This window comes from Streptomyces sp. NPDC097619, assembly GCF_040302735.1.
Classification (GTDB): domain Bacteria; phylum Actinomycetota; class Actinomycetes; order Streptomycetales; family Streptomycetaceae; genus Streptomyces.
On the sequence record NZ_JBEOSD010000108.1, the window covers coordinates 1 to 18,348 of the forward strand.

At 70.2% G+C, this 18,348-nt stretch carries 20 protein-coding genes and 1 pseudogene; 13 read left to right on the forward strand and 8 right to left on the reverse strand.

The features are described from left to right. Window positions 1–288 precede the first annotated feature (288 nt). Window positions 289–951, forward strand: a complete 663-nt coding sequence (locus tag ABTZ17_RS25375) for a hypothetical protein (protein ID WP_352198014.1) — start codon at window positions 289–291, stop codon at window positions 949–951. A gap of 279 nt (window positions 952–1,230) precedes the next feature. On the opposite strand, the gene ABTZ17_RS25380 is transcribed toward ABTZ17_RS25375, so the two are convergent. Next, on the reverse strand, window positions 1,231–1,818 hold the full coding sequence (locus tag ABTZ17_RS25380) for a hypothetical protein (RefSeq protein ID WP_352198015.1): 588 nt from the start codon (window positions 1,816–1,818) through the stop codon (window positions 1,231–1,233). Window positions 1,819–2,058: 240 nt separating this feature from the next. On the opposite strand from ABTZ17_RS25380, the gene ABTZ17_RS25385 reads away from it, so the two are divergent. Beyond that, complete coding sequence (locus ABTZ17_RS25385; RefSeq protein ID WP_352198016.1) at window positions 2,059–2,199, forward strand: hypothetical protein; 141 nt, start codon at window positions 2,059–2,061, stop codon at window positions 2,197–2,199. 74 nt (window positions 2,200–2,273) lie between these two features. Here ABTZ17_RS25385 and ABTZ17_RS25390 read toward each other — a convergent pair whose 3' ends face one another. The 3 genes from ABTZ17_RS25390 to ABTZ17_RS25400 all read right to left on the reverse strand — a co-directional run bounded on the left by ABTZ17_RS25390 (window position 2,274) and on the right by ABTZ17_RS25400 (window position 3,342). Beyond that, window positions 2,274–2,774, reverse strand: coding sequence for a DUF6233 domain-containing protein (locus ABTZ17_RS25390; protein WP_352198017.1), 501 nt, complete (start codon window positions 2,772–2,774; stop codon window positions 2,274–2,276). Between the two features lie 65 nt (window positions 2,775–2,839). After that, window positions 2,840–3,106 carry a DUF8825 domain-containing protein gene (locus ABTZ17_RS25395; protein WP_352198018.1) on the reverse strand — a complete coding sequence of 89 codons (267 nt, stop codon included), beginning with the start codon at window positions 3,104–3,106 and terminating at the stop codon, window positions 2,840–2,842. After that, window positions 3,103–3,342, reverse strand: a complete 240-nt coding sequence (locus ABTZ17_RS25400) for a DUF8825 domain-containing protein (RefSeq protein WP_352198019.1) — start codon at window positions 3,340–3,342, stop codon at window positions 3,103–3,105. The genes ABTZ17_RS25395 and ABTZ17_RS25400 overlap by 4 nt, the downstream gene beginning before the upstream one ends. Before the next feature lie 199 nt (window positions 3,343–3,541). On the opposite strand from ABTZ17_RS25400, the gene ku reads away from it, so the two are divergent. Then, the gene (gene ku / locus ABTZ17_RS25405; protein WP_502994840.1) at window positions 3,542–4,333 is read left to right on the forward strand and encodes a non-homologous end joining protein Ku; all 792 of its coding nucleotides are present in this window, start codon (window positions 3,542–3,544) and stop codon (window positions 4,331–4,333) included. A gap of 365 nt (window positions 4,334–4,698) precedes the next feature. Here ku and ABTZ17_RS25410 read toward each other — a convergent pair whose 3' ends face one another. Beyond that, window positions 4,699–5,034 carry a hypothetical protein gene (locus tag ABTZ17_RS25410; RefSeq protein WP_352198020.1) on the reverse strand — a complete coding sequence of 112 codons (336 nt, stop codon included), beginning with the start codon at window positions 5,032–5,034 and terminating at the stop codon, window positions 4,699–4,701. Window positions 5,035–5,230: 196 nt separating this feature from the next. On the opposite strand from ABTZ17_RS25410, the gene ABTZ17_RS25415 reads away from it, so the two are divergent. Continuing rightward, window positions 5,231–5,707: a hypothetical protein gene (locus ABTZ17_RS25415; RefSeq protein ID WP_352198021.1), complete on the forward strand. Its 477-nt coding sequence runs from the start codon at window positions 5,231–5,233 to the stop codon at window positions 5,705–5,707. On the opposite strand, the gene ABTZ17_RS25420 is transcribed toward ABTZ17_RS25415, so the two are convergent. After that, entirely contained in the window at window positions 5,700–6,905 is a 1,206-nt protein-coding gene (locus ABTZ17_RS25420; RefSeq protein WP_352198022.1) for an IS110 family RNA-guided transposase, read from the reverse strand. The genes ABTZ17_RS25415 and ABTZ17_RS25420 overlap by 8 nt on opposite strands. Before the next feature lie 645 nt (window positions 6,906–7,550). On the opposite strand from ABTZ17_RS25420, the gene ABTZ17_RS25425 reads away from it, so the two are divergent. Beyond that, window positions 7,551–8,426, forward strand: a complete 876-nt coding sequence (locus ABTZ17_RS25425) for an AAA family ATPase (protein WP_352198023.1) — start codon at window positions 7,551–7,553, stop codon at window positions 8,424–8,426. A 15-nt stretch (window positions 8,427–8,441) separates the two neighbouring features. Here ABTZ17_RS25425 and ABTZ17_RS25430 read toward each other — a convergent pair whose 3' ends face one another. Continuing rightward, entirely contained in the window at window positions 8,442–9,491 is a 1,050-nt protein-coding gene (locus ABTZ17_RS25430; RefSeq protein ID WP_352198024.1) for a C40 family peptidase, read from the reverse strand. A gap of 190 nt (window positions 9,492–9,681) precedes the next feature. On the opposite strand from ABTZ17_RS25430, the gene ABTZ17_RS25435 reads away from it, so the two are divergent. From ABTZ17_RS25435 to ABTZ17_RS25470, 8 genes are read left to right on the forward strand one after another with little or no spacing between them, the layout of a single operon-like run. Further along, a complete protein-coding gene (locus ABTZ17_RS25435) occupies window positions 9,682–10,161 on the forward strand; it encodes a hypothetical protein (RefSeq protein WP_352198025.1) in 480 nt (159 codons plus the stop codon). A gap of 4 nt (window positions 10,162–10,165) precedes the next feature. Then, entirely contained in the window at window positions 10,166–10,459 is a 294-nt protein-coding gene (locus ABTZ17_RS25440) for a hypothetical protein (protein WP_352198026.1), read from the forward strand. Next, a complete protein-coding gene (locus tag ABTZ17_RS25445; RefSeq protein ID WP_352198027.1) occupies window positions 10,456–11,244 on the forward strand; it encodes a hypothetical protein in 789 nt (262 codons plus the stop codon). Before ABTZ17_RS25440 ends, ABTZ17_RS25445 begins: the two co-directional genes overlap by 4 nt. Next, on the forward strand, window positions 11,241–12,707 hold the full coding sequence (locus tag ABTZ17_RS25450) for a hypothetical protein (RefSeq protein ID WP_352198028.1): 1,467 nt from the start codon (window positions 11,241–11,243) through the stop codon (window positions 12,705–12,707). Before ABTZ17_RS25445 ends, ABTZ17_RS25450 begins: the two co-directional genes overlap by 4 nt. Continuing rightward, window positions 12,704–14,152, forward strand: a complete 1,449-nt coding sequence (locus ABTZ17_RS25455) for an SCO6880 family protein (RefSeq protein WP_352198029.1) — start codon at window positions 12,704–12,706, stop codon at window positions 14,150–14,152. The genes ABTZ17_RS25450 and ABTZ17_RS25455 overlap by 4 nt, the downstream gene beginning before the upstream one ends. A 10-nt stretch (window positions 14,153–14,162) precedes the next feature. Then, entirely contained in the window at window positions 14,163–15,680 is a 1,518-nt protein-coding gene (locus ABTZ17_RS25460; protein ID WP_352198030.1) for a putative type IV secretion/conjugal transfer ATPase, read from the forward strand. Next, window positions 15,677–17,416 (forward strand): type IV secretory system conjugative DNA transfer family protein, encoded by a 1,740-nt coding sequence (locus ABTZ17_RS25465; RefSeq protein ID WP_352198031.1) that lies wholly within the window; start codon window positions 15,677–15,679, stop codon window positions 17,414–17,416. Before ABTZ17_RS25460 ends, ABTZ17_RS25465 begins: the two co-directional genes overlap by 4 nt. After that, entirely contained in the window at window positions 17,406–18,011 is a 606-nt protein-coding gene (locus ABTZ17_RS25470; protein WP_352198032.1) for a DUF4913 domain-containing protein, read from the forward strand. Before ABTZ17_RS25465 ends, ABTZ17_RS25470 begins: the two co-directional genes overlap by 11 nt. An 85-nt stretch (window positions 18,012–18,096) precedes the next feature. Here the strand turns inward: ABTZ17_RS25470 and ABTZ17_RS25475 are convergent. Continuing rightward, window positions 18,097–18,348: pseudogene (locus ABTZ17_RS25475) on the reverse strand (hypothetical protein); the annotation flags it as partial.

Sequence of the window (18,348 nt, forward strand, 5' to 3'; positions counted from 1 at the left end):
CCGGGGGGGGGCGCCGCCCGGGGGGGGGGGCGAAAGCAGCCGCCCCCCCCCGCGGCCCCCCCCGCGCCCCCCCCCCCCCCCCCCCGCCTCTTGCTCGTGCGCGGCCGGGCGGACGGCGCCCGGAAGTATGTCGGGGGCCAGCGGTCCGACTCCGTGAGGAGACGGCGGTACCCACTGGCCCCCTACCCGTCAGCAACTCCCGAGGGAGAGCGACATGTACGGCAGTCTATCCACATCACGACCCGATTCCCCGGCCGTGCGCGGCCCCGTACGAGCAGGGAGTGCGCGATGATCCCGCGCGGCCGACCGGCCCTCACCGAGTCCGACATCGCCGCCCTGCGGAAGAAGGAGCTGAAGACGTGGCAGCGCACCGAGGGTGACGCGCTGCGGGCCCGCGTGCCACTGCTCCAGGGCGGGCGCCCCCGGCTCTACGACGCCGACCAGGTGCACGCTCACCTCACCGGAAGCCCCTGGCCGCCAGGGGCCGGAGCGCCTGCTGCCGGTGCGGACGGGGACGGGCTGTGGCCGCCCGCCGTCCCGCTGGGCGAGGAGCACCCGGACGACCTGCTCACCGACCAGGAGGCCGCGGTGGTGCTGGCGACCCGGGCCTCCACCGTCCGCGACTACGGAACAGCCGGATACCTGCCCGTCGTCTCGCGGCACGGCCGCACCTGGTACCGCCGCGCCGACCTCGAAGCCCGGCTCGCCGCGGGCGATCGGCGCCATCAGCCCCACCTGACCGGGGCCGGCCGCCCGCAGGGTGCGAAGGACAGGGCGCCCCGGCGCCGCGCCGACCCCCGCGTCGCCGAGATCGCCGCCGGACTCGCCCTCGCCGCCCGGGACGAAGCCCGCCCAGCCACGTCGGCCGAGATCGCCGCACAGTACGGCGTCGGCGAGCGCACAGCTCAGCGACTGCTCCACGAAGCCCGCGAGCAGGCCCCGGAGGCCTGACCTCCGCAGGGACGGGCGCATTTCCCCGCGTGTGACTCGCAGCGATAGTTGTCACCGTTGACGCCCGCCGACCAGGGACGAGCACCCGGGAGCACAGCGCTTTCTGTCACTAAATGCACGCGGTGACTGACACTTCTGGGCTGTTCTCAATCGTGTTGTCACCAGCTCCGGAGAGCCGCGCCCGGCCCGATGGCGGGGGTGGTTCTACGAAGGCATGGACGAAGCACGTTCCCGCGCGTACATCCTCCGTCCAGGGCGCGACCCGCGCAGAGGCCTCATTCAGTCAGTGCCAGTCTCGGCTCGCTGGACGATACCTGCCACGCGCTCCCTGACAGCCTCGCGATGCGGCTCAGCTTCAACGGCCAGCAGATCGGGGTCAGGAGCCAGCGACCAGCGGTAGCCGACTTCACCGTAGGGCGTCCTGAGCTGAAATAGCGTCATTCCTCGGCCGTCCGGCAGCAGGTCGATGCGGTGTTCTGCGACAACGTGATCCGATGCCCGTGCCAGCAGTTCGTTGGCGAGATTGGCCGTCGTCTTCGTCAGCTGGGCGCTCTGGGGGGCCAGCACGTAGTCCGTTTCATCCCACGTCTCGATCAGGATCGACCTCTCGGTCGTCTGAGCTACGCGCTGGATCTCGTCGAACGAGAGCCGAGTCGCCTCAGGTGGGCGGCGACTGTTGAACAGCAAGTACACCGCCTGGTCAGAGACGACCGTGCTGATGAGCTCACCTTGCCTAAGCCTCAGAGCCTCATGTGTCTCACCGACGAGGCACGTGCACTGATACTGGAGCCGTTCACCGTCCTCAAGGAAATCCTTCAGAGCTCGCTCCAGGCCCGCGAGTGATCTTCGCCGGAAGAAGTTCATCATGCGCCGAACTCTAGGCCTGTGGCTCTTCTGGCTGAACCCCCGCGTGCTCTTGTTCAGGGTCGGCGACTGAGGTGCCATCCGTCGCCGAGAAGTGACAACTATCGCTGCGCGGCACACCGCGCCACGCCGTGTGAAATCCTGCCGGAATGTCCGTTATTGCCGTAAAGTTTTTCTTGTCGGAAGGTGGTCGGTACCCACCCCCGGCGCCCGTCAGGAACAACCCGAGAAGGAGCCACCGCCATGCGCGACGCCCACGACCGCGACCAGGACAACGAGCGCGTCATCCCCGTCTTCCCCAAGCCGCGTCAGGCCCCGGACGACCGCCCGGCCAAGCCGCTCGGAGGTAACCGCCCCGTCCAGCGCGACCGCCGGGCCCAGTAGCCCCGACCCGATCCGACCGAGGGCCGCCCCCATGGGGCGGCCCTCGCCGTGCGTCCGCCGCGCGCCACTCGGCTCTACCCGTACCCCTGGCCCAGCTCCAGGGCCGGTACGAGAACCGCCCCCGCGTCGCAACGGGTGCAGGCCTCGACGCCGGGACGCATCAGCGCGTCCAGAGCCTCCTCCGTGCTCAGATCCGTCCCGCCGTCGACAAGCTCGCACGTGCTGTCGTGGAGCACCGCCCCCTTCCCGCCCGGCCGCCGCCGCAGCGCCCACCCCCATGCCGTCGGCTCCGGCGCCGGGGCCGGGATCCGGTGCGTGGGCACCCGGAAGTAGGCGACGCACCGGAACGGCTCCAGCACGGCCGCCGTCACCCACGTCGTGAACGCCATCGCCTCGTCGGCCGGCCCGGGAGCCGCCTGCCACATCGGGGCCGCGATCCGGTGCATCCACACCCGGCTGCCGTCCTCGCGCTCCGCCTCCTGCCGCTCCAGGAGCCGGACCTGGAGCCGCTGCCCGTCCGGCAGGACCAGGGTGATCGGCCAGTACCCGGACGCCTCCGGCGCCGCCGCGCTCACGGCTCACCCCCGGACAGGGGTTCCGTCCGGGAGCTGGACGACGAACCGCCCGTCGACGTAGCGGGTCACCACCTGCTGCTCGCCCCGGGAGCGGCGCTCGCCGCCTGCTGGAGTACGGACCGCCGGGCCATGGACCACTCCCGGCCCCAGTGGGGATGGCCGTTCACGCGGAACGAGAGGGCCAGCAGTTCCTGCCGGAGCCGGTGCCCGGCCGCCCCGGCCGGAGCGTGGACGGCCAGGTGGTTGAAGACCCGGGTCCACTGCTGCTGGAGGGCGATCAGATCGTCGGGGAACTGCTCCGCAGCGCCGGGTCCGGGCTGCCGGGTGCTCACGCCGCGGCTGCCCGGGTGCGGTCCCGCGCCTGATGGCGCAGCTCGAATCCGCCCGAGGGGCGGAGTCCGGGCGATGCCCAGAAGGGATGGGTGTGCAGGCTGAGCGACAGGGCGATCAGCCGTCGGCGCAGCGCGGTCGTGCCGACGCCGGCAGGGGCCTGGGCCGGCGCGTCGTAGGTGAGCAGCCATGAGGCCTGGAGTGCCACCAGGTCGTCGGGGAAACGGAACGGGTTCACTCACTAATTGGAGCACGTGTTCGAATTCCGAGGCCAGTCACACCCTCGGGCAGCGGTCGGCGCCCAGCGGGTGCGACGCTGGAAGAGAGGGGGCCGACGGGAAGGGAATCTGCGGATGAGACCCCTGTGGGGCGGGGCGATCAGCTTCGGGCTGGTCACCATCCCCGTCTAGCTCCTGGCCGCGACGGAGAACCGCGCGGTGGCGTTTCGGCAGATCCACACCGCCGACGGTGGCCGCGTGCGCACCCGGAAGGTCTGCGAAATCGACGGACAGCAGATCCCGGACGAGGAGGTCGGCCGGGGTTACGAGACCGCGGTCGGCACCCTGATCCCGGTCACGGACGAGGACCTGGACCGCCTGCCGCTCCCGACCGCGAAGACCATCGACATCGTGGCCTTCGTCCCGGCCGCCTCGATCGACCCGATGGCGATCGGCGCTTCCTACTACGTCGCCGCGAGCGGGCCGGCCTCCGCCAAGCCGTACGTGCTGCTGCGCATGGCGCTCAACAGGTCCACGAAGGTGGCCGTCGCCAAGATCGCCTGGCACGGCCGGGAGCGGCTCGCCCTGCTCCGGGTCCTGGGGGAGGCCCTGGTGATGCACATGATGAGGTGGCCCGACGAGATCCGCAGCACCGCGGGCGTGAGCGCTCCTCCGGCGGACGCGGAGCCGCCGGAGGAAGAGGTGCAGGCCGCAGTCGAGTTGACCGACGTGCTCTCGGGTCTGGCCATGGAAGACCTGCACGACGAGTACCGCGAGGCCCTGGAGGCCGTGATCCACGCCAAGGCCGAAGGGAGGGGCCTGGAGCCGCCGCAGCCTGCCGAAGCCCCGCCGGGACAGGTAGTGGACCTCATGGCCGCCCTGGAGAAGTCCGTCCAGGACGCCAAGCGCGCCCGGGGCGAGAGCGAGGAAGCGACCGTGCACGAGATGCCCGACGCGACGAAGAAGACGGCCTCCGGCCGTAAGAGCACGCGCAAGCCCCGCAGCGCCTGAACCCTCGCTGTCGACCCACGGCACGCCGGACGCTCCGCCACGGCGCGACGTGCAGCGCTGGAGAGCGATGCCGGGCCCGGCCACATCGCGGCAGCAGCCCGCTCCCCACCAGCCCAGGCCGGGCGGTGCGCTCGCCTCACGCAGCGAAGAGTCGACGGCGGGGGTACGGTCCCCGCCCTCGACCAGGCCGGCGAACGTACGGTCCGGGCCATCCGCCGCCCTTCCTCGCCGCTGGCCGCTTTTGCCCAGCCCGGCCGGTCCGCAGACGGCGGCGGCGCCAGCCACGCATGCTCACCGGGGGCTGCCGGTCTGAACCGTCTGCGGCCCGACTCGCCGCGCGGAGGGCGGGTGGGTGAACGCGAGGGTCAGGCGTTGACCGTGGGGGCCTGGGACGGGATCTCGGTCCCGGAATCGTGGCCGGCGGCCGGGGCCGCGGTCTGCTGCTTGCCCGGACGGCGACGTGCCCGGGGCCGGTGCGTCGGCTCGGTGGCGCCGAGCGCGGCCAGCTCCGCCGCCGACCACCCTGCGGCCTCGGCCTCGACATACGCCTTGCCGTACGGGACTTCGCTCGCGGACAGCTCGTTCTGGAGCTGGATCCGCCGGGCCAGGATCGCCGCAAGGGGTCCGACTGCGGCCTGCTTGGCGGCCAACTGCGCGGCTTGGAGCTCTTCCGCCTTCTTCAGGATCTCGTCTGCCTTCATGGTCGGCATCATGCACTCAGAGATGTGATCTCACCGCAGAGGCGGGCCCGAGGCTCGCATCGGTGGGTGTCAGCCCTCGTACGTACAGTTGCCGGATGGGCTTCTTGGGAGCGGGAGTTGAGGGGGGGGTGCCCCTATCTGTTTGGTCAAGAGAAACGGGGCTGCGTTGAGTCGGTGAGACGGGCAGCATGGCGGTGTGGCTGATCTTCTGTGGGATGACGTGAGGTGCTTCTTCGACCCGGACCTGATGGGATCGTTGCCAGACTTGCGTGTCCCCGATGCCTCGGTCGAGGACTGGCAGGCGGTCCTCGATCTCGTCGAAGCGAGGGGCTGGAAGTGCCAGTACTCCGAAGGCGAAACGGTGCCCCGGGCGGAGAGCGTGCTGTCCCGTCTGGCGGACGCTGAGTGCCCGAACCTGCGGGTCTGGCCGGCTGCCGGGGTGCTGGCGATCTTCCGCTTTCTTGACGACCAAGTCGTCGACTTCGACGTTGATCTGCGGGAGTTGCAGGGGCAGGAGCGACTCGATGTGTTCTGCGGTTTCCTGCGGGAGATCGGGCGGTGCCTGGGTAAGCCGGTCCTGATGGATCCGGAGGGCGACTACGGCCATCCGGTGCTCGGCTTCGATGTCGGGGCCGACCGGGTCGTCCTCCTGGCTGAGCCGCTGGTCATGTGACCGCGGCCGTGGGCTGGGGTTCGTAGAAGGTTCCGTCGCGGAGCATCGCGAAGAGGACGTCGGCCCGGCGTCTGGCGAGGCAGAGCAGGGCCTGGGTGTGGTGCTTGCCCTGACTGATCTTCTTGTCGTAGTAGGCCCGGGAGGCCGGGTCGCCCAGGGCGGCGAACGCGGAGAGGAAGAAGGCCCTTTTGAGCTGCTTGTTTCCTCTCCGGGAGGGCTGTTCGCCGCGGATCGAGGACCCTGAACTGCGGGTCGCGGGAGCAAGGCCCGCGTAGGCGGCGAGGTGGTCGGCGGTGGGGAAGGTGCTGCCGTCGCCAACTTCGATCAGGATGCGGGCTCCGGTCCTGATGCCGACTCCCGGCATCGAGATCAGGACCTTCGAAAGAGGGTGGGCCTCCAGCAGTTCCTCGATCCGCCCGGCCAGTAGTTTGCGCTGGTCAAGGACGGCGGCCAGGGATCCGGCGAGGCTCGGGACGATCAGCGCGGCCGCCTCGGTGCCGGGCACCACCACGGTCTGTTCGTCCAGGGCGGTGAAGATGTCTTCGACCAGCCGTTCGGCCATCCTCGGGGCTTTCGGCCGTAACAGGGTGACCAGGCGGCGCCGACCGGCCTTGCGGATCTGAGCCGGTGACCCGAACCGCTCCAGCAGCGTCAGGACGGCCGGGTGCTGCAACCGCGGCCCCAGGACCCGTTCCAGCGACGGGTGGATCTGGGTCAGCAGGCCGTGCAGCCGGTTCGCGACGCGGGTGGCTTCGCTGGCCAGGTCGTCGTCGAAGCCGACGATCATCTCCAGCTCGGCGATCGTTTCGTCCTCGCCGTCGATCGCCCGCAGCGTGTGAGGCATCGCGCGTGAGGCGTCCGCGATGATGAACGCGTCCCTCGCGTCCGTCTTGGCCTCGCCCGGGTAGAGATCGGCGATCCGCCGCATCGTGAGCCCGGGCAGGTAGGCGACTGGGCAGCCCATATCGCGGGCGACTGCCAGTGGCAGGGCTCCGATGGAGGCCGGCTGGTCGACGACGACCAGCACCGTTCCGTGCTTGGCCTGCAGCTTCGCGAACAGCTCGCGGAGTTTCGGCTCGGTGTTGGGCAGCCTCTTGTCGAAGGCTTTCTTGCCGGCCGGTGTGACGGCGGTGGCGTGGTGTTCGCCTTTGCCGACGTCCAGGCCGAGGAAGACGTCGATGGTGCTGGTATCGATCACGTGCAGGCCCCTCCGTCACGCTTTCGTCCGGCCTTGCCTCGGCATCGAGCTGCCACACCCACGTTACGGAGAGCTCTTCCGGCCCGGGTGAAGCCGGTGCTCAAGCCCCTCATCAGCGGTCCGTCGATGCCTCCGGGCCCGGTGACACCACCCCCCGGATCAATCAACAACAATGGGGGGAAGTCATGTCGGACCCGAAGGCCGGTAGCCCCATTGCGGAGCCACGAAAAAGGTAACGGGGGGGGACAGCAGGTGCCGTCACCAGGCCGTAGCCGTGGGGCGAGGGCAGACTTCAGTAAAGAGACTCGTTTGAAGCTCGCCCAGCGCGCCGGATTTCGTTGCTCTAATCCTCAGTGTGGGGCATTGACGATCGGCCCGGGGGCTGGACCTGAGGGCGTCTCGGACACCGGCACGGCTTCTCATATCTTTGCCGCAGCGGCAGGGGGTCCACGGGGAACCGGCGGCCTTTCAGATGAGGAACGCTCCACAATATCCAATGGCATTTGGATGTGCGCTAATTGTGGTCGCCTGGTCGATGTGAACGCGGGAAAAATGTATTCGGCGTCCTTGCTTCGGAGCTGGAAGGACCTGCATGAGAATCGGACTCGCCTTGAACAGGGAGGGCATGTTCAGCCCTTTGGGTGGGTGCAGTCGCTTGAAGTCGCGAGCCATTGCCTCTTAATGCCGGGTGTCATTCGTCTTTCGAAACTCAACCTGCTGTTCGGCATGAATGGCTCGGGGAAGACCCGCCTGTTCCATCTGCTGACGTGCATGACCTCTCCCCAGCTGCTTATGGATGCGGCTGGGCCCAATTATCCGGCCGATCTTACGTGTGAGATCACCTGGTTCGACCCAGCGCTGCGCCGTGCGACTGTGGAGGTGCGCGGCGAAGCGCTGGAATACCACGTGGATGCCAGGAGGGTCCCGCTCCCTCCCCGTCCCTACCGGGTCTGGTCCTTCGGAACGCGGAATCAGGGCTTTGCGGTGGATCTGTCTACGATCGGCGGTATAGCCGATTTCTTGGATATCGACCCATGGGCGGCGCGGACTGTTGTTCGCAGCCTCCCTGATCTGCTCCCCGACTTGATATCTGGTGTGACCGTGAGTGACAAGGGGGCCGTCGACATCAGTTCTGTGCGGGGATGGCGAGCAGCGGATCGGCGTCACGAATTCAAGTTCTATGTGCTCGCCGCTTTTGCCGAGTTGCAGGCTCGTTCAGAGCCAACAATTCTAGTTCTCGACGAGCCGTTCAACTTCATGCATCCCCCTATGGAGCGGGAGGTTCTGGACCTGTTCGAGCGCTCTCACTGGACATTTCAGGTGATCCTCGCCACCTTCAGCCCTCGTGCTTACGATCGGCGTCACCAAGGGTGGAGTGTAACTGTCCTGATGCCCGCTGACGGTCGAAAGTCCAGAATTTCTCAGGAGGATGACGACGTGGAGGCGATCAATAAGGCACCCGAGGGTGAATCGTGGGAAGAGATCAATAGGAAATTGGGGCCGAACTACAGGGGGCTGTGAACGGCTCCTGCTGGCTCACGCGCGCGTAGCCCCGAGGAAGTCCCGGGCTGGCATCGCCTCGGTGAGGGGCTGCACTTCGACGTTGCGGCCGGTTCGGGGTGCGTGGAGGACCTGGCCGTCGCCGGCGTAGAGGCCGACGTGGTAGATGTCGCCGCCGCGGCGGGACCAGAACAGCAGATCGCCGGGGCGTAGCTGGTCGCGGGCGATGGGCCGGTGGGAGGTGGCCCCGTACTGCGCTGCGGCGGTGCGGGGGAGCCGGGTGTGGGGCCAGTACGCGTACTGCACCAGGGACGAGCAGTCGAAGCCTTCGGTGTGGGACGCGGAGCACCGGCCGCGCAAGAAGCCGTTGCGGCCGTCGCAGAATCCCCGGCTGGGTCCGCCGGGCCCGCCGCCGCCCCACGCGTACGGGGTGCCGACCCGGGCCGCGGCGCGTCGGAGAGCGTCGGCGCCCGCTCCGCTGCCGGTGACGGACAGGGCGGGCGAGCCCTCGAAGTTCTTGATCAGCTTCATGATCGTTTTCACGTAGCGGTAGGTCTCGCCGTTCGCGAACTCCTTCGGGGGGACGCCGCGGAAGCGTAGGACGGCGCCCCAGCCTGCGTTGTACCCGGCCAGGGCGAGCCGGCGTACGTCCCCGGACAGGCCCGAGCGCTTGGCCTCGCCGAGCAGGGAGCACATGAAGCGGCCCTGCGCCATGACGGCGTCGGGGACGTCGAAGGGGTCGGCGCCGTTTTTGCCGTTCTCGTCGCGCCCCCAGGTGTCCCAGGTCCGTTGGATGAACTGCGCGGGCCCCATGGCGGAGGCGGTGCTGACGGTGGTCCGGGAGGTGCTGAACCCGGACTCGTGTTGGAGCTGGGCGGCCATCAGGGCCGGGGTCAGTTCGGGGTGTTCGCACGCGGCGACGGCCCGGTGGATCCAGGGCTCGAACTCCGGCGGCACCCCGCGCAGCCCGCCGCGGTCGACGGCGGGTTCGGCGCCCGCGGTGGTCAGCAGCCCGGCCAGCACGATCAACGCCGCCACCGGCAACGCCACGGCCCCCGCCAGGCATCTGGCCGCCGCGCTCTTCATAGCCTCCCCTTCCTGGGCCGGTCACCTTCACGAGTGATCACGCGGGACCCGTCCGGGCCCGCGTGCCTGATCACGGCTTTGGGCGTTGACCGGGTGTCAGTAGCCCACACACGGGACGCTACTCTCAGTGCTCATACGGATGCAAAGAGTAGTTGTGAGGGTGTAAGCGCCGTTCAGGAGGGGGACGTTGATGACCACCACCGAGCACGAACCGCCCGCGACCCACCGCCCCCAGGAACCGGGCCTGCGCTACGCCCTCATCACCGTCGCCGGCTGGACCCTCTCGAAGTGCCTCGTCCAGCACATGCTCGACCCCGACACCACCGGCGTCGCCCGCTTCCTCACCCCTGGCCAGCCCCTCCCGATGGGCGTGACCCCCGTGGTGGTCGCGGACACCACCGTCGGAGACGCCGTCCACCTCGAACACCTGCTGCGGACCTGGTCGAACCACCTGCCCCGCCCCTGGCTCGTCCTGGTCGCCGACGCCCCCGCACCACCCCCACCCGCCGCCCGCTACCGCCACCGCGCCCTCACCGGACGCCTCATCGGCACCGCCACCCTCCCCTACCTCCCCGTCCTGCGCACCGTCGAGACGACCACCGACGCCATGGACCACAAAACCGTCCGGGCCGCGGCCCGCACCCTGCGCACCGCCCTCGAAGGGAACTGAGCCGATGGACATGATCACGCTCGCCGGAGCCCTCACCGACAAGGGACTGCTCCCCGGGGCCAAGCCGACCCCGATCCCGGGTCTGGCCCCGGTCGTGTCGGAGATCTTCGGCTACTGCCTGTACCTGCTGATCATCGCGGGTGCCAGCGCCACGGGCTTCGGCATCTACAAGCTCGCCTGGGCCGACAAAGGCCGCCAGGGCGGCGGATCCGAACCCTTCAAATGGATGGGCGCCGGGATCCTCGCGGTGCTGATGGCGGGCACACTCATCACCATGATCAACGGGATCGCCGCGTGACCCGTGGTGGCCCCGCACGCCTGACCCGCTACATGATGCCCACGGCCATCGCCCTGGTCGTCGCCGTCCTCGCCCTCACCGGCTACGCGATGCTCAGCGGCGACGGCACCCCCGACTCCTCGAAGCCATCCGCGGCCGCGGGGCCGACTGCCTCGGCGTCGGCGTCGGCCGGGTACGCGCCGCCCCGGGACTGGACGGAGCCAGACCGCTGGGCCACCCTGCCCCGCGGCGCACGGACGAACGAGCACGGCCGCGAAGTCGCCTTCCCCCACACCGAGCTGGGCGCCGCCGCGATGATGGTCAGTTCCAGCGCCACCCTGCTCGAAGGCGCGCACGGCAACGTCGCCGAGCACGACGTGCTCTTCGACTCCTACCTGATCGCGGCGGACAGAACCGAGGAGATCCGGCAGGCCACCAAGGCCGCCGCGGTCGCAGCGGACAAGGAGCTGCGGCGCAGCATGGGACTGCCGGAGTCCGGGGCTCTGCCGCCGGGTGTCTACGTCCGAGTGCAGCCGACCGCCTTCAAGATCATCAAGAGTGGTCAGGACGAGGTCGGTGCCTGGATGCTCTCCCGGGTCACGACGAAAACGGGGGAGACCGCGAAGGAGGCCGGCTCCCACATGCGCTCGCTGGTCGCGGTGCGGTGGGACGGCGACGACTGGAAGTCCTCCACCGCCGCCTACGGCCGGGCCATGGCCGTCTCCGAGCCGAAGCCTGAGATCGTCGCTCCCGGCGACCCACTGTTCAACACCTCCGGCTGGACGGCGATCCGGGAGGCGTCGTGAGGCGCCTGGCCGCCCTGCTCCTCATCCTGACTGCGTTCCTCGGCGCCGCCACCGCCCCACCTTCCGTAGCCGACGGGCCCACCGGCCAAGCCGTCGACGCCACCTGCCGCAGCATGACCCAGGGCAGCCTCCTCGCCACCGCCGCACGCATGGCCGGAACCATCGCCGCCGGCCGCGACGCCTGCGACGTCGCAGGTGACAAGGCCGAGGACAAGGTCGAGGAGTATTGGCAGGCTGTCTGGGACTCGGTGATCGGGGACCTGCTGAAGTCCGCGACCGATGTCGCGAAGTGGATCCTGCGCACCATGCTGACCCTGGCCCTGTTGGGCCCGAGCCTGGACCTGGCCTCGACCGGCCTGTTCGACCGGCACGCCACGTTGGGCGGGATGCTGGTCTGGTTGGGGTGGGTGATCGCCGCTGTCGGTGCGATGTGGCAGATCGGCAAGGCTGCCGTCACGGGGAAGGGGAAGTACTGGGGCCAGCTCCTGTCCGGCTATGCCCTGAACATGGTCGTGAGCGTCATCGGGCTGACGATGGTGGCGTCCCTGCTGCGGGCCGGTGACCTTCTCACTGCGGGCATGGTGGAGGTGGTCTTCGACAAGGATGGGGCGTTCGAGCGGATCATCGCGGTGATGGTCCCGGCCGGTGTCGTGAACCCGGTCCTGGTCGGCGGGATCTGCTGCTGCCTGCTTCTGGTGGGGTTCGTGCAGCTGGTGATGATCTTCCTGCGGCAGTGCGCGATCCCGATCCAGTGCCTGCTCCTGCCGATCGCCGGGGCCGGTCTGATGGGTGGTGAGGCGACGCGGAAGTGGTTGCCGAACCTGGTCACCAGCACCCTGACCGTGATCGCCTACAAGCCTCTCGTGGGCTTGATCATCTGTGTGGGGTTCTCCGAGGTCGGCCGGGCCGACGACCTGGTGGCGTGGTTGAGGGGCTGTGCGACGCTCGTCCTGGCGGTGCTGGCGCCGGGCCCGCTGATGAAGCTCTTCGCACCGCTGGGGGCCGCGGTCGGTGGCGGGATGGCCGGGGGAGGGATGGCGGCCGCGGCGAACGCGGCGGGCTCATACCTCGGCGCCCGCGCGAGCAAGGACACCGACGGCCCCGCCCCGGGCAGTAGCAGCGATGGGGGTGGTGGGGCGGATCCGGTGAAGCAGGCCCAGTACATCGAGCAGTCCATGGGCCCGCAGGGCGGAGGGGAGAGCGGCCGGGACGCGCTCGCTCAGGCCTCCCGCACCCAGGCCGGCACCGACCCGTCCATCCCCGCCCAAGGCACCGGCCCCGACACCGGCGGCACGGGCGGGCCCGGGACGGCCGCCTCCGGGACGGCCTCGACTCCCACTCCGGCGGGCACCGGGGCCGGGGCCGCAACGGCGGGCGGCGTCGTGCTGGCGCTGAAGGTGCTCGACGGCGTGAACGACACCCTTCAGCAGGCTTCTTCGACGATGGGAGACGCGGACCGATGAGCGCTCACGGCGTTCCGGACGGTTTGGCCGTCGAGGGCTTCCGGGTCCGGCGGACGTTCGGTCTGGGGAACCTGTCGAAGTCGGCGACGATCCTGGCCGCGGCCACCCTCGCGGTCGAAGCACTGTTGAGCACGGTGCAGCCGTGGTCACTGGTGGTGACCCTGCCGACGACGTTGGCGGTGATTGGGTTGGCTGCGGCCCGCCGTCACGGCATGTCCGCCCTCGCCTACTACCGGGCCGTCCTGGCCTGGAAACTCGCCACCCGGGCCGAGGCCACCAACTACCGCCGCATTCTCCTCCCGCACCCCTACGTCCTCGACCTTCCCGGGGTGGCGGCCTCGACCACGCTGATCGCCGCGCACGATCCGACCAGCGGCCGCCAGGTCGGCGTGGTCCACGACCGGGCCACGGACCTGATGACCGTGACGACCCTGCTCGCCCCCGGCGGCAGCCTCATGGCCCCCACCACCAGCGTGCGATCCAACCTGCGCACGTGGGCGTCGGTGTTGGACGCGATGAGTACGGAGGAGCAGATCCGCGGGGCGTCGGTGACGATCCAGATCACACCCGGCGCCGGGGAGGCCCTCAGCGACGACGTCACGGCCCGCCGGAGCCCTGATGCCCCCGCCCTCGCCCAGGCCGTCGTCGACGAACTCGTCCGCACCGCCCCGCGGGCGACGGCTTCGGTGGCGTCGTGGATGAGCGTGATCGTCGACCCGACCGCGACCGCCACCCCACCCAGCGATCTGGCGGGGCGGGTCGCGGAGACCTTTCGGGTCGTGGACGGCCTGGACCTGTCCGGCACCGGCACCGACATCGTCCGCCGCGCCACCGACCTCGACCTGCGCCGCCTTGTCCGCTCCGCCTACGACCCCTCCTGCGTCGCCGCGCGGGACGAGGAGTTCGCCGACCTGTCCTGGGCCGACTGCGGCCCCGTCGCCGCCGACGACGCCTTCGAGCAATACGCCCACGACGGCGCCGTCTCCCTCTCCTACGTGCTGCGGAGCATGCCGAACCGCCCCATCCCCTACTCCGTCCTCCTCCCGCTCCTGAGCCCCGGCCGGTTCCCCCGCCGGGTCACGCTCGCCTACCGGGTCCTGGACCCCCACGAAGGGGAAGCCGTGCTGGAACGCGAGATCGACGCCGCCGCCAACCGCGCCGACGCCACCGCCCAGGTCAAGGGACGGGCGAAGTGGTCCCAGCGCGCGGACCACGCCCGCGCGGAGAAGGCCGCCGCCCAGGTCGCCGGGGGCGCGCAGGTCGTGGACTGGACCCTCATGGTCACCACCAGCGCCCTGACGGCCGTGGACCTGCCCGGGGCCCGGCAGGAGGTCGAGCGGGCGGTGAAGGCGATGCGGTCCCTGCGGATGCGCCCGGCGTACGGCGCGCAGGCGGCTATCTTCGCCGCCGGACTCCCCGTCGGCTACAACCCCCTGGTCCGGTGACCCCCTCGTTATGGCCAAGCCCGCCCGGCTCCAAAGCCCCCGCCACACCACCACACCCGTCGACGAAGGCCGCGCCCGCGCCGAAGCGCAGGCCGAGGACCGTCGGCGGCGTCGCCTGTTCGCGCCGCGTAGCGGTTGGGGTGGTCGGTTCGGGGGCCGGGTGGCGGTGGAGGACACCGGCACCGTCTACACCGGGCCTTCCACGCAGGCCGCCGGGGTCTATCCGTTCCTCCTCGGCGCGGGCCTGCCCGCCCGCGGTGTCCCCGTCGGCCGGGATGTCCTGACCGGTGAGCTGGTCTGCATCGACCCCGCCGGCTGGGTGGGGCGCCTGACCACGAACAGTGGGGTGTGGGTGATGTCCCAGCCCGGCGCCGGGAAGTCCGCCCTGGTCAAGAGGGTGCTCCTCTTCTACTCGGCGTTCGGCTACATGCCGGTCGTCCCCGGCGACGTGAAGGGCGAGTACACCTCCCTGATCCGGGAGCTGGGCGGGAGCGTGATCCGGATCGGCACCGGTACCGGTCGCCTCAACCCGCTGGACTCCGGGCCCTTGAAGAAGCGCGTCCACGCGATGCCCGCCGCCGAGCGGACGGCTCTGCTGGAGGTCCTGAACTCCCGGCGCCTGGAGACTTTGGGCGCGTTGCTGGCGACGAAGCACGGGCTGGGGCGTGTGGCGGATGAGGTGCAGCGGTCGGCGTTGACCTGTGCGGTGCAGCTGGCCGCCGACGCCGCCCCTGGCGACGACCCGATCATCCCCGACGTGATCACCGTGCTCCGCCAGGCCCCCGAACCGCTCCGCAACCGCCTCGCGGCCTCGGGCGACGGCTACGCCGACCTCACCCGCTCCGTCATTGCCGGTCTCGACAACCTCGTCTCCGGCCCCCTCCAAGGCCTCTTCGACGGCCCCACCACCCACCCCTTGGACATCGCCGCTCCTGCGGTGTCGGTCGACATCTCCCCGCTTCGGGCTCGTGGTCAGGACGTGCTGTCGGCGGGGATGATCGCGACCTGGGCCTACACCTATGCCAGCATCGACGCGGCCCGCACCACCGGCCTGATGAACCGCCGCCTGGTCCTGCCCCTGGACGAAATGTGGCGGGCCCTGCGCAGTGGGCCGGGGCTGGTGGATGCGATGGACTCCATCACCCGCCTTTCCCGAGGCGACGGCGACGTCTCCCTCCTGGTCACCCACTCCCTCCTCGACTCCGAAGCTCTCCCCACCGAGGAGGACCGCGCGAAGGCGCGCGGCCTGATGGACCGGTGTGACACCTGGATCATCGGCGCCTCCACCGAGGAAGAGCTCCGCCGCGTCACCGGCAAGCGCCAGCTCACCGAGCAGGAGCGGTCGATGATCGCGTCGTGGTCGTCGGCCACCTCCACCGGCCTGGACACCGGCGAGGACGTCCATCCCGGCCGGGGGAAGTTCATGATCAAAGTGGGTGGTCGGCCGGGACTCGCGGCGGCTTCGGAGCTGACCGCGACGGAGGTCCGGCTCTACCACACCGATCCCAAGGCGGGAGTGGGCCGATGATGACGGAGTCCGACCGGCACTGGGCCGCCGGCGCCACCCTCGCGGGCGGGGTGATCACGCTGGCCGCGACCACCTGGACCGGCGCCGCCCTCGGCGCCCTCACCGTCGGCGACGACCAGGTGGCCGCGCTCTCCCCGCTCACGGTGTTCCGCATGGCCCGGGACTGGACCGCGGTCTGGCCCTCACCCATCGCCTCCGGCATCGGCGCCTTCCTCGTCGACACCGCGGTGGCCGTCCTGCTGGTGTGGGGGATCCGCCTGGCCTTGTACTGGTTCCACGAGCCCACCGGGATGGCCACCCTGCACCAGGTCCGCGACCTCACCCCCACCCCCGCCGCCCGCACCGCCACCCGCCTCCGTACCTCCCTGAGGGAGACGGGCCCGAAGGAGATTCCGGCGCGGGACCGTGGTGTCCTTCTCGGCGATCACCGGGCCACCGGCTGCGAACTCCGCGGCTCCGACGAGGACACCTTCCTGGCGATCATGGCCCCCCGAGCGGGCAAATCCACCGCCCTGGCCATCCCCATCGCCATGGAAGCCCCCCAAGCACTCCTCCTCACCTCGAACAAGGCCGACGTCTACGCCGCCACCCTCACCGCGCGGGGGAAGGTGGGGACGACCTGGACGTTCGACACTCAGGGCGTGGCCCAGACGGTGCGGGGCATGTGGTGGGACATGCTCGCCGAAGGCGAGACCCTGGAACGCGCCGAACGCCTGGCCACCCACTTCACCAGCCAGATCACCAGCGACGCCGCGGACCCCTTCTGGTCACAGGCCGCCAACGACCTCCTCGTCGGCTTCATCCGCGCCGCCTGGCACGACGGCGCCGGCGTCCGCGACGTCATGAAGTGGGTCGCCGACCCCCAGGAGAAGGCCCCGTTGCGGATCCTGCACCGCCACGAGCCGGTCCTGGCCGAGCAGGTCGAGGGCAGCATCAACATCGCGGAGGAGACCCAGTCCGGCATCTACCAGAACGCCCGCACAGCCCTCTCAGGCCTGCGCGACGAGAAGGTCCTCGCCTGGGTGACCCCGGACCCGGAACGGGATCGGTTCGATCCGGAGGAGTTCGCCCTCACCCGCGACACCCTCTACCTCCTGTCCAAGAAGGGCGGCCCCGCCAGCGCCGTCGTCGCCGCCCTCGCCGACGCCGTCTTCACCGCGGCCTCCGAGACCGGCGAACGCCACGGCGGGAGGTTGCCCGAGCCGCTGCGCGCGGTTCTCGACGAAGCGGCGAACATCTGCAAGATCGCCGACCTTCCGGATCTGTATTCCCACCTCGGGTCCCGTGGCATCACCCCCTACGTCATCCTCCAGTCCTACCGCCAAGGCGTGAAAGCCTGGGGCGAGACCGGCATGGACTCCATGTGGGGCGCCGCCACGAAGAAGCTCATCGGGGCGGGCGTGGACGATCCCAAGTTCGTGTCCGACATCGCCACCCTCATCGGCCCCCACACCATCCATCGCTCCTCCTACTCCACCAGCCGCGACGGCGGCTCCACCTCAGTCAGCGAACAGCGCGAGCAGATTCGCGAGGCCGCGGAGATCCGGGCCATGCCGAAGGGCAGCGCGTTGCTGTTGTCCACGGGGATGCCGATCGCCCAGCTCCAGCTACGCCCCTGGTACGAAGAGCCGGCGATGCTCCACATCGGGTCGCAGAAGACCGCGGAGGAGAACGCGATCACCAAACGCGCCGTCGCCGCCCACGAAACCCTGAAAGCCGCACGCCGTGCCCGATGACCCCGCCGCCCCCGCACCCGCCGCCGCCCTGACCGAAGCCCCCGCATCCACGGCCCTGGCGGAAGACGTCGAGGACCTCAAGGCACAACTCCGCGCCCTCACCACCCTGGTGAAGACCCTCACCCGAAGCGACCCGCCCGCCGAGACGACCGCACCCGTACCTTCGGGCCCCGAGAGCACCGACGGGACCGAGAGCGAGGAGGACGGGGAGGGGTGGGAGTTTCCGCCGTTCATCCTCCTCCTCGACCCACCGCAGTACGACGACGAGCTGCGGGCCCTGGTGGAGTGGGTCGAGAGCGTCCTCGTCCCCGGCTACCTCGCCGAAGCCTCAGCCGACGCCCGCTGGTGCCACCAATGGACCGAGCACCCCATCGCCATCGCCCGCCTCCACGCCCTCTGGCTCGCCTGGCAGGAACTCACCGACCCCACCACCTGCGGACACGCCGGCCCCAGCACCTGGCACCGCGACCACTACGACCCCACCATCCGAGAACTACGCGCCTCCACCGGCCCCTTCCAAGGATGCACCAAAAGCGAACACCAAATCACCCACCGAATCCCGGCCCTCGTCCCCAGCGCCTGGACTCAGGGCTGATTCGAAGAACACCGGCCGGAGCCTCGCCCCACCCCTTGCCGCCAGGCCCCCCTAGCCGCCGGGCCTGGAGCCGGTTCTGGGAAGGTCATCGGCTCCGAGGGTTGGGCTGGAGGACCACGACTTCGTTGGCCATGCCGATCACGATGCGGTCCTTGTGTGCGGCCACGGCCAGCCCTTGCAGGGGGAGGTGGACGATGGCCACGCAGCGGCCGGAATACAGCTCCCAGACGCGGGCGGTGCGGTCGTTGCTGGTGGTGATGGCGTGGGGTCGTCCGTGGAGTTCGGTGACGGCGACGGCGTTCACCGAGTTGGTGTGGCCGGTGAGGGTGGCGGTCGT

What these genes read in the sequence shown, in the direction of transcription:
- ABTZ17_RS25410 (WP_352198020.1), bottom strand. Translation starts at nt 5,034, where the DNA reads ATGAAGGCAGACGAGATCCTGAAGAAGGCGGAAGAGCTCCAAGCCGCG.
- ABTZ17_RS25430 (WP_352198024.1), bottom strand. Translation starts at nt 9,491, where the DNA reads ATGAAGAGCGCGGCGGCCAGATGCCTGGCGGGGGCCGTGGCGTTGCCG.
- ABTZ17_RS25460 (WP_352198030.1), top strand. Translation starts at nt 14,163, where the DNA reads ATGGCCAAGCCCGCCCGGCTCCAAAGCCCCCGCCACACCACCACACCC.
- ABTZ17_RS25435 (WP_352198025.1), top strand. Translation starts at nt 9,682, where the DNA reads ATGACCACCACCGAGCACGAACCGCCCGCGACCCACCGCCCCCAGGAA.
- ABTZ17_RS25455 (WP_352198029.1), top strand. Translation starts at nt 12,704, where the DNA reads ATGAGCGCTCACGGCGTTCCGGACGGTTTGGCCGTCGAGGGCTTCCGG.
- ABTZ17_RS25375 (WP_352198014.1), top strand. Translation starts at nt 289, where the DNA reads ATGATCCCGCGCGGCCGACCGGCCCTCACCGAGTCCGACATCGCCGCC.
- ABTZ17_RS25440 (WP_352198026.1), top strand. Translation starts at nt 10,166, where the DNA reads ATGGACATGATCACGCTCGCCGGAGCCCTCACCGACAAGGGACTGCTC.
- ABTZ17_RS25385 (WP_352198016.1), top strand. Translation starts at nt 2,059, where the DNA reads ATGCGCGACGCCCACGACCGCGACCAGGACAACGAGCGCGTCATCCCC.
- ABTZ17_RS25465 (WP_352198031.1), top strand. Translation starts at nt 15,677, where the DNA reads ATGATGACGGAGTCCGACCGGCACTGGGCCGCCGGCGCCACCCTCGCG.
- ABTZ17_RS25380 (WP_352198015.1), bottom strand. Translation starts at nt 1,818, where the DNA reads ATGATGAACTTCTTCCGGCGAAGATCACTCGCGGGCCTGGAGCGAGCT.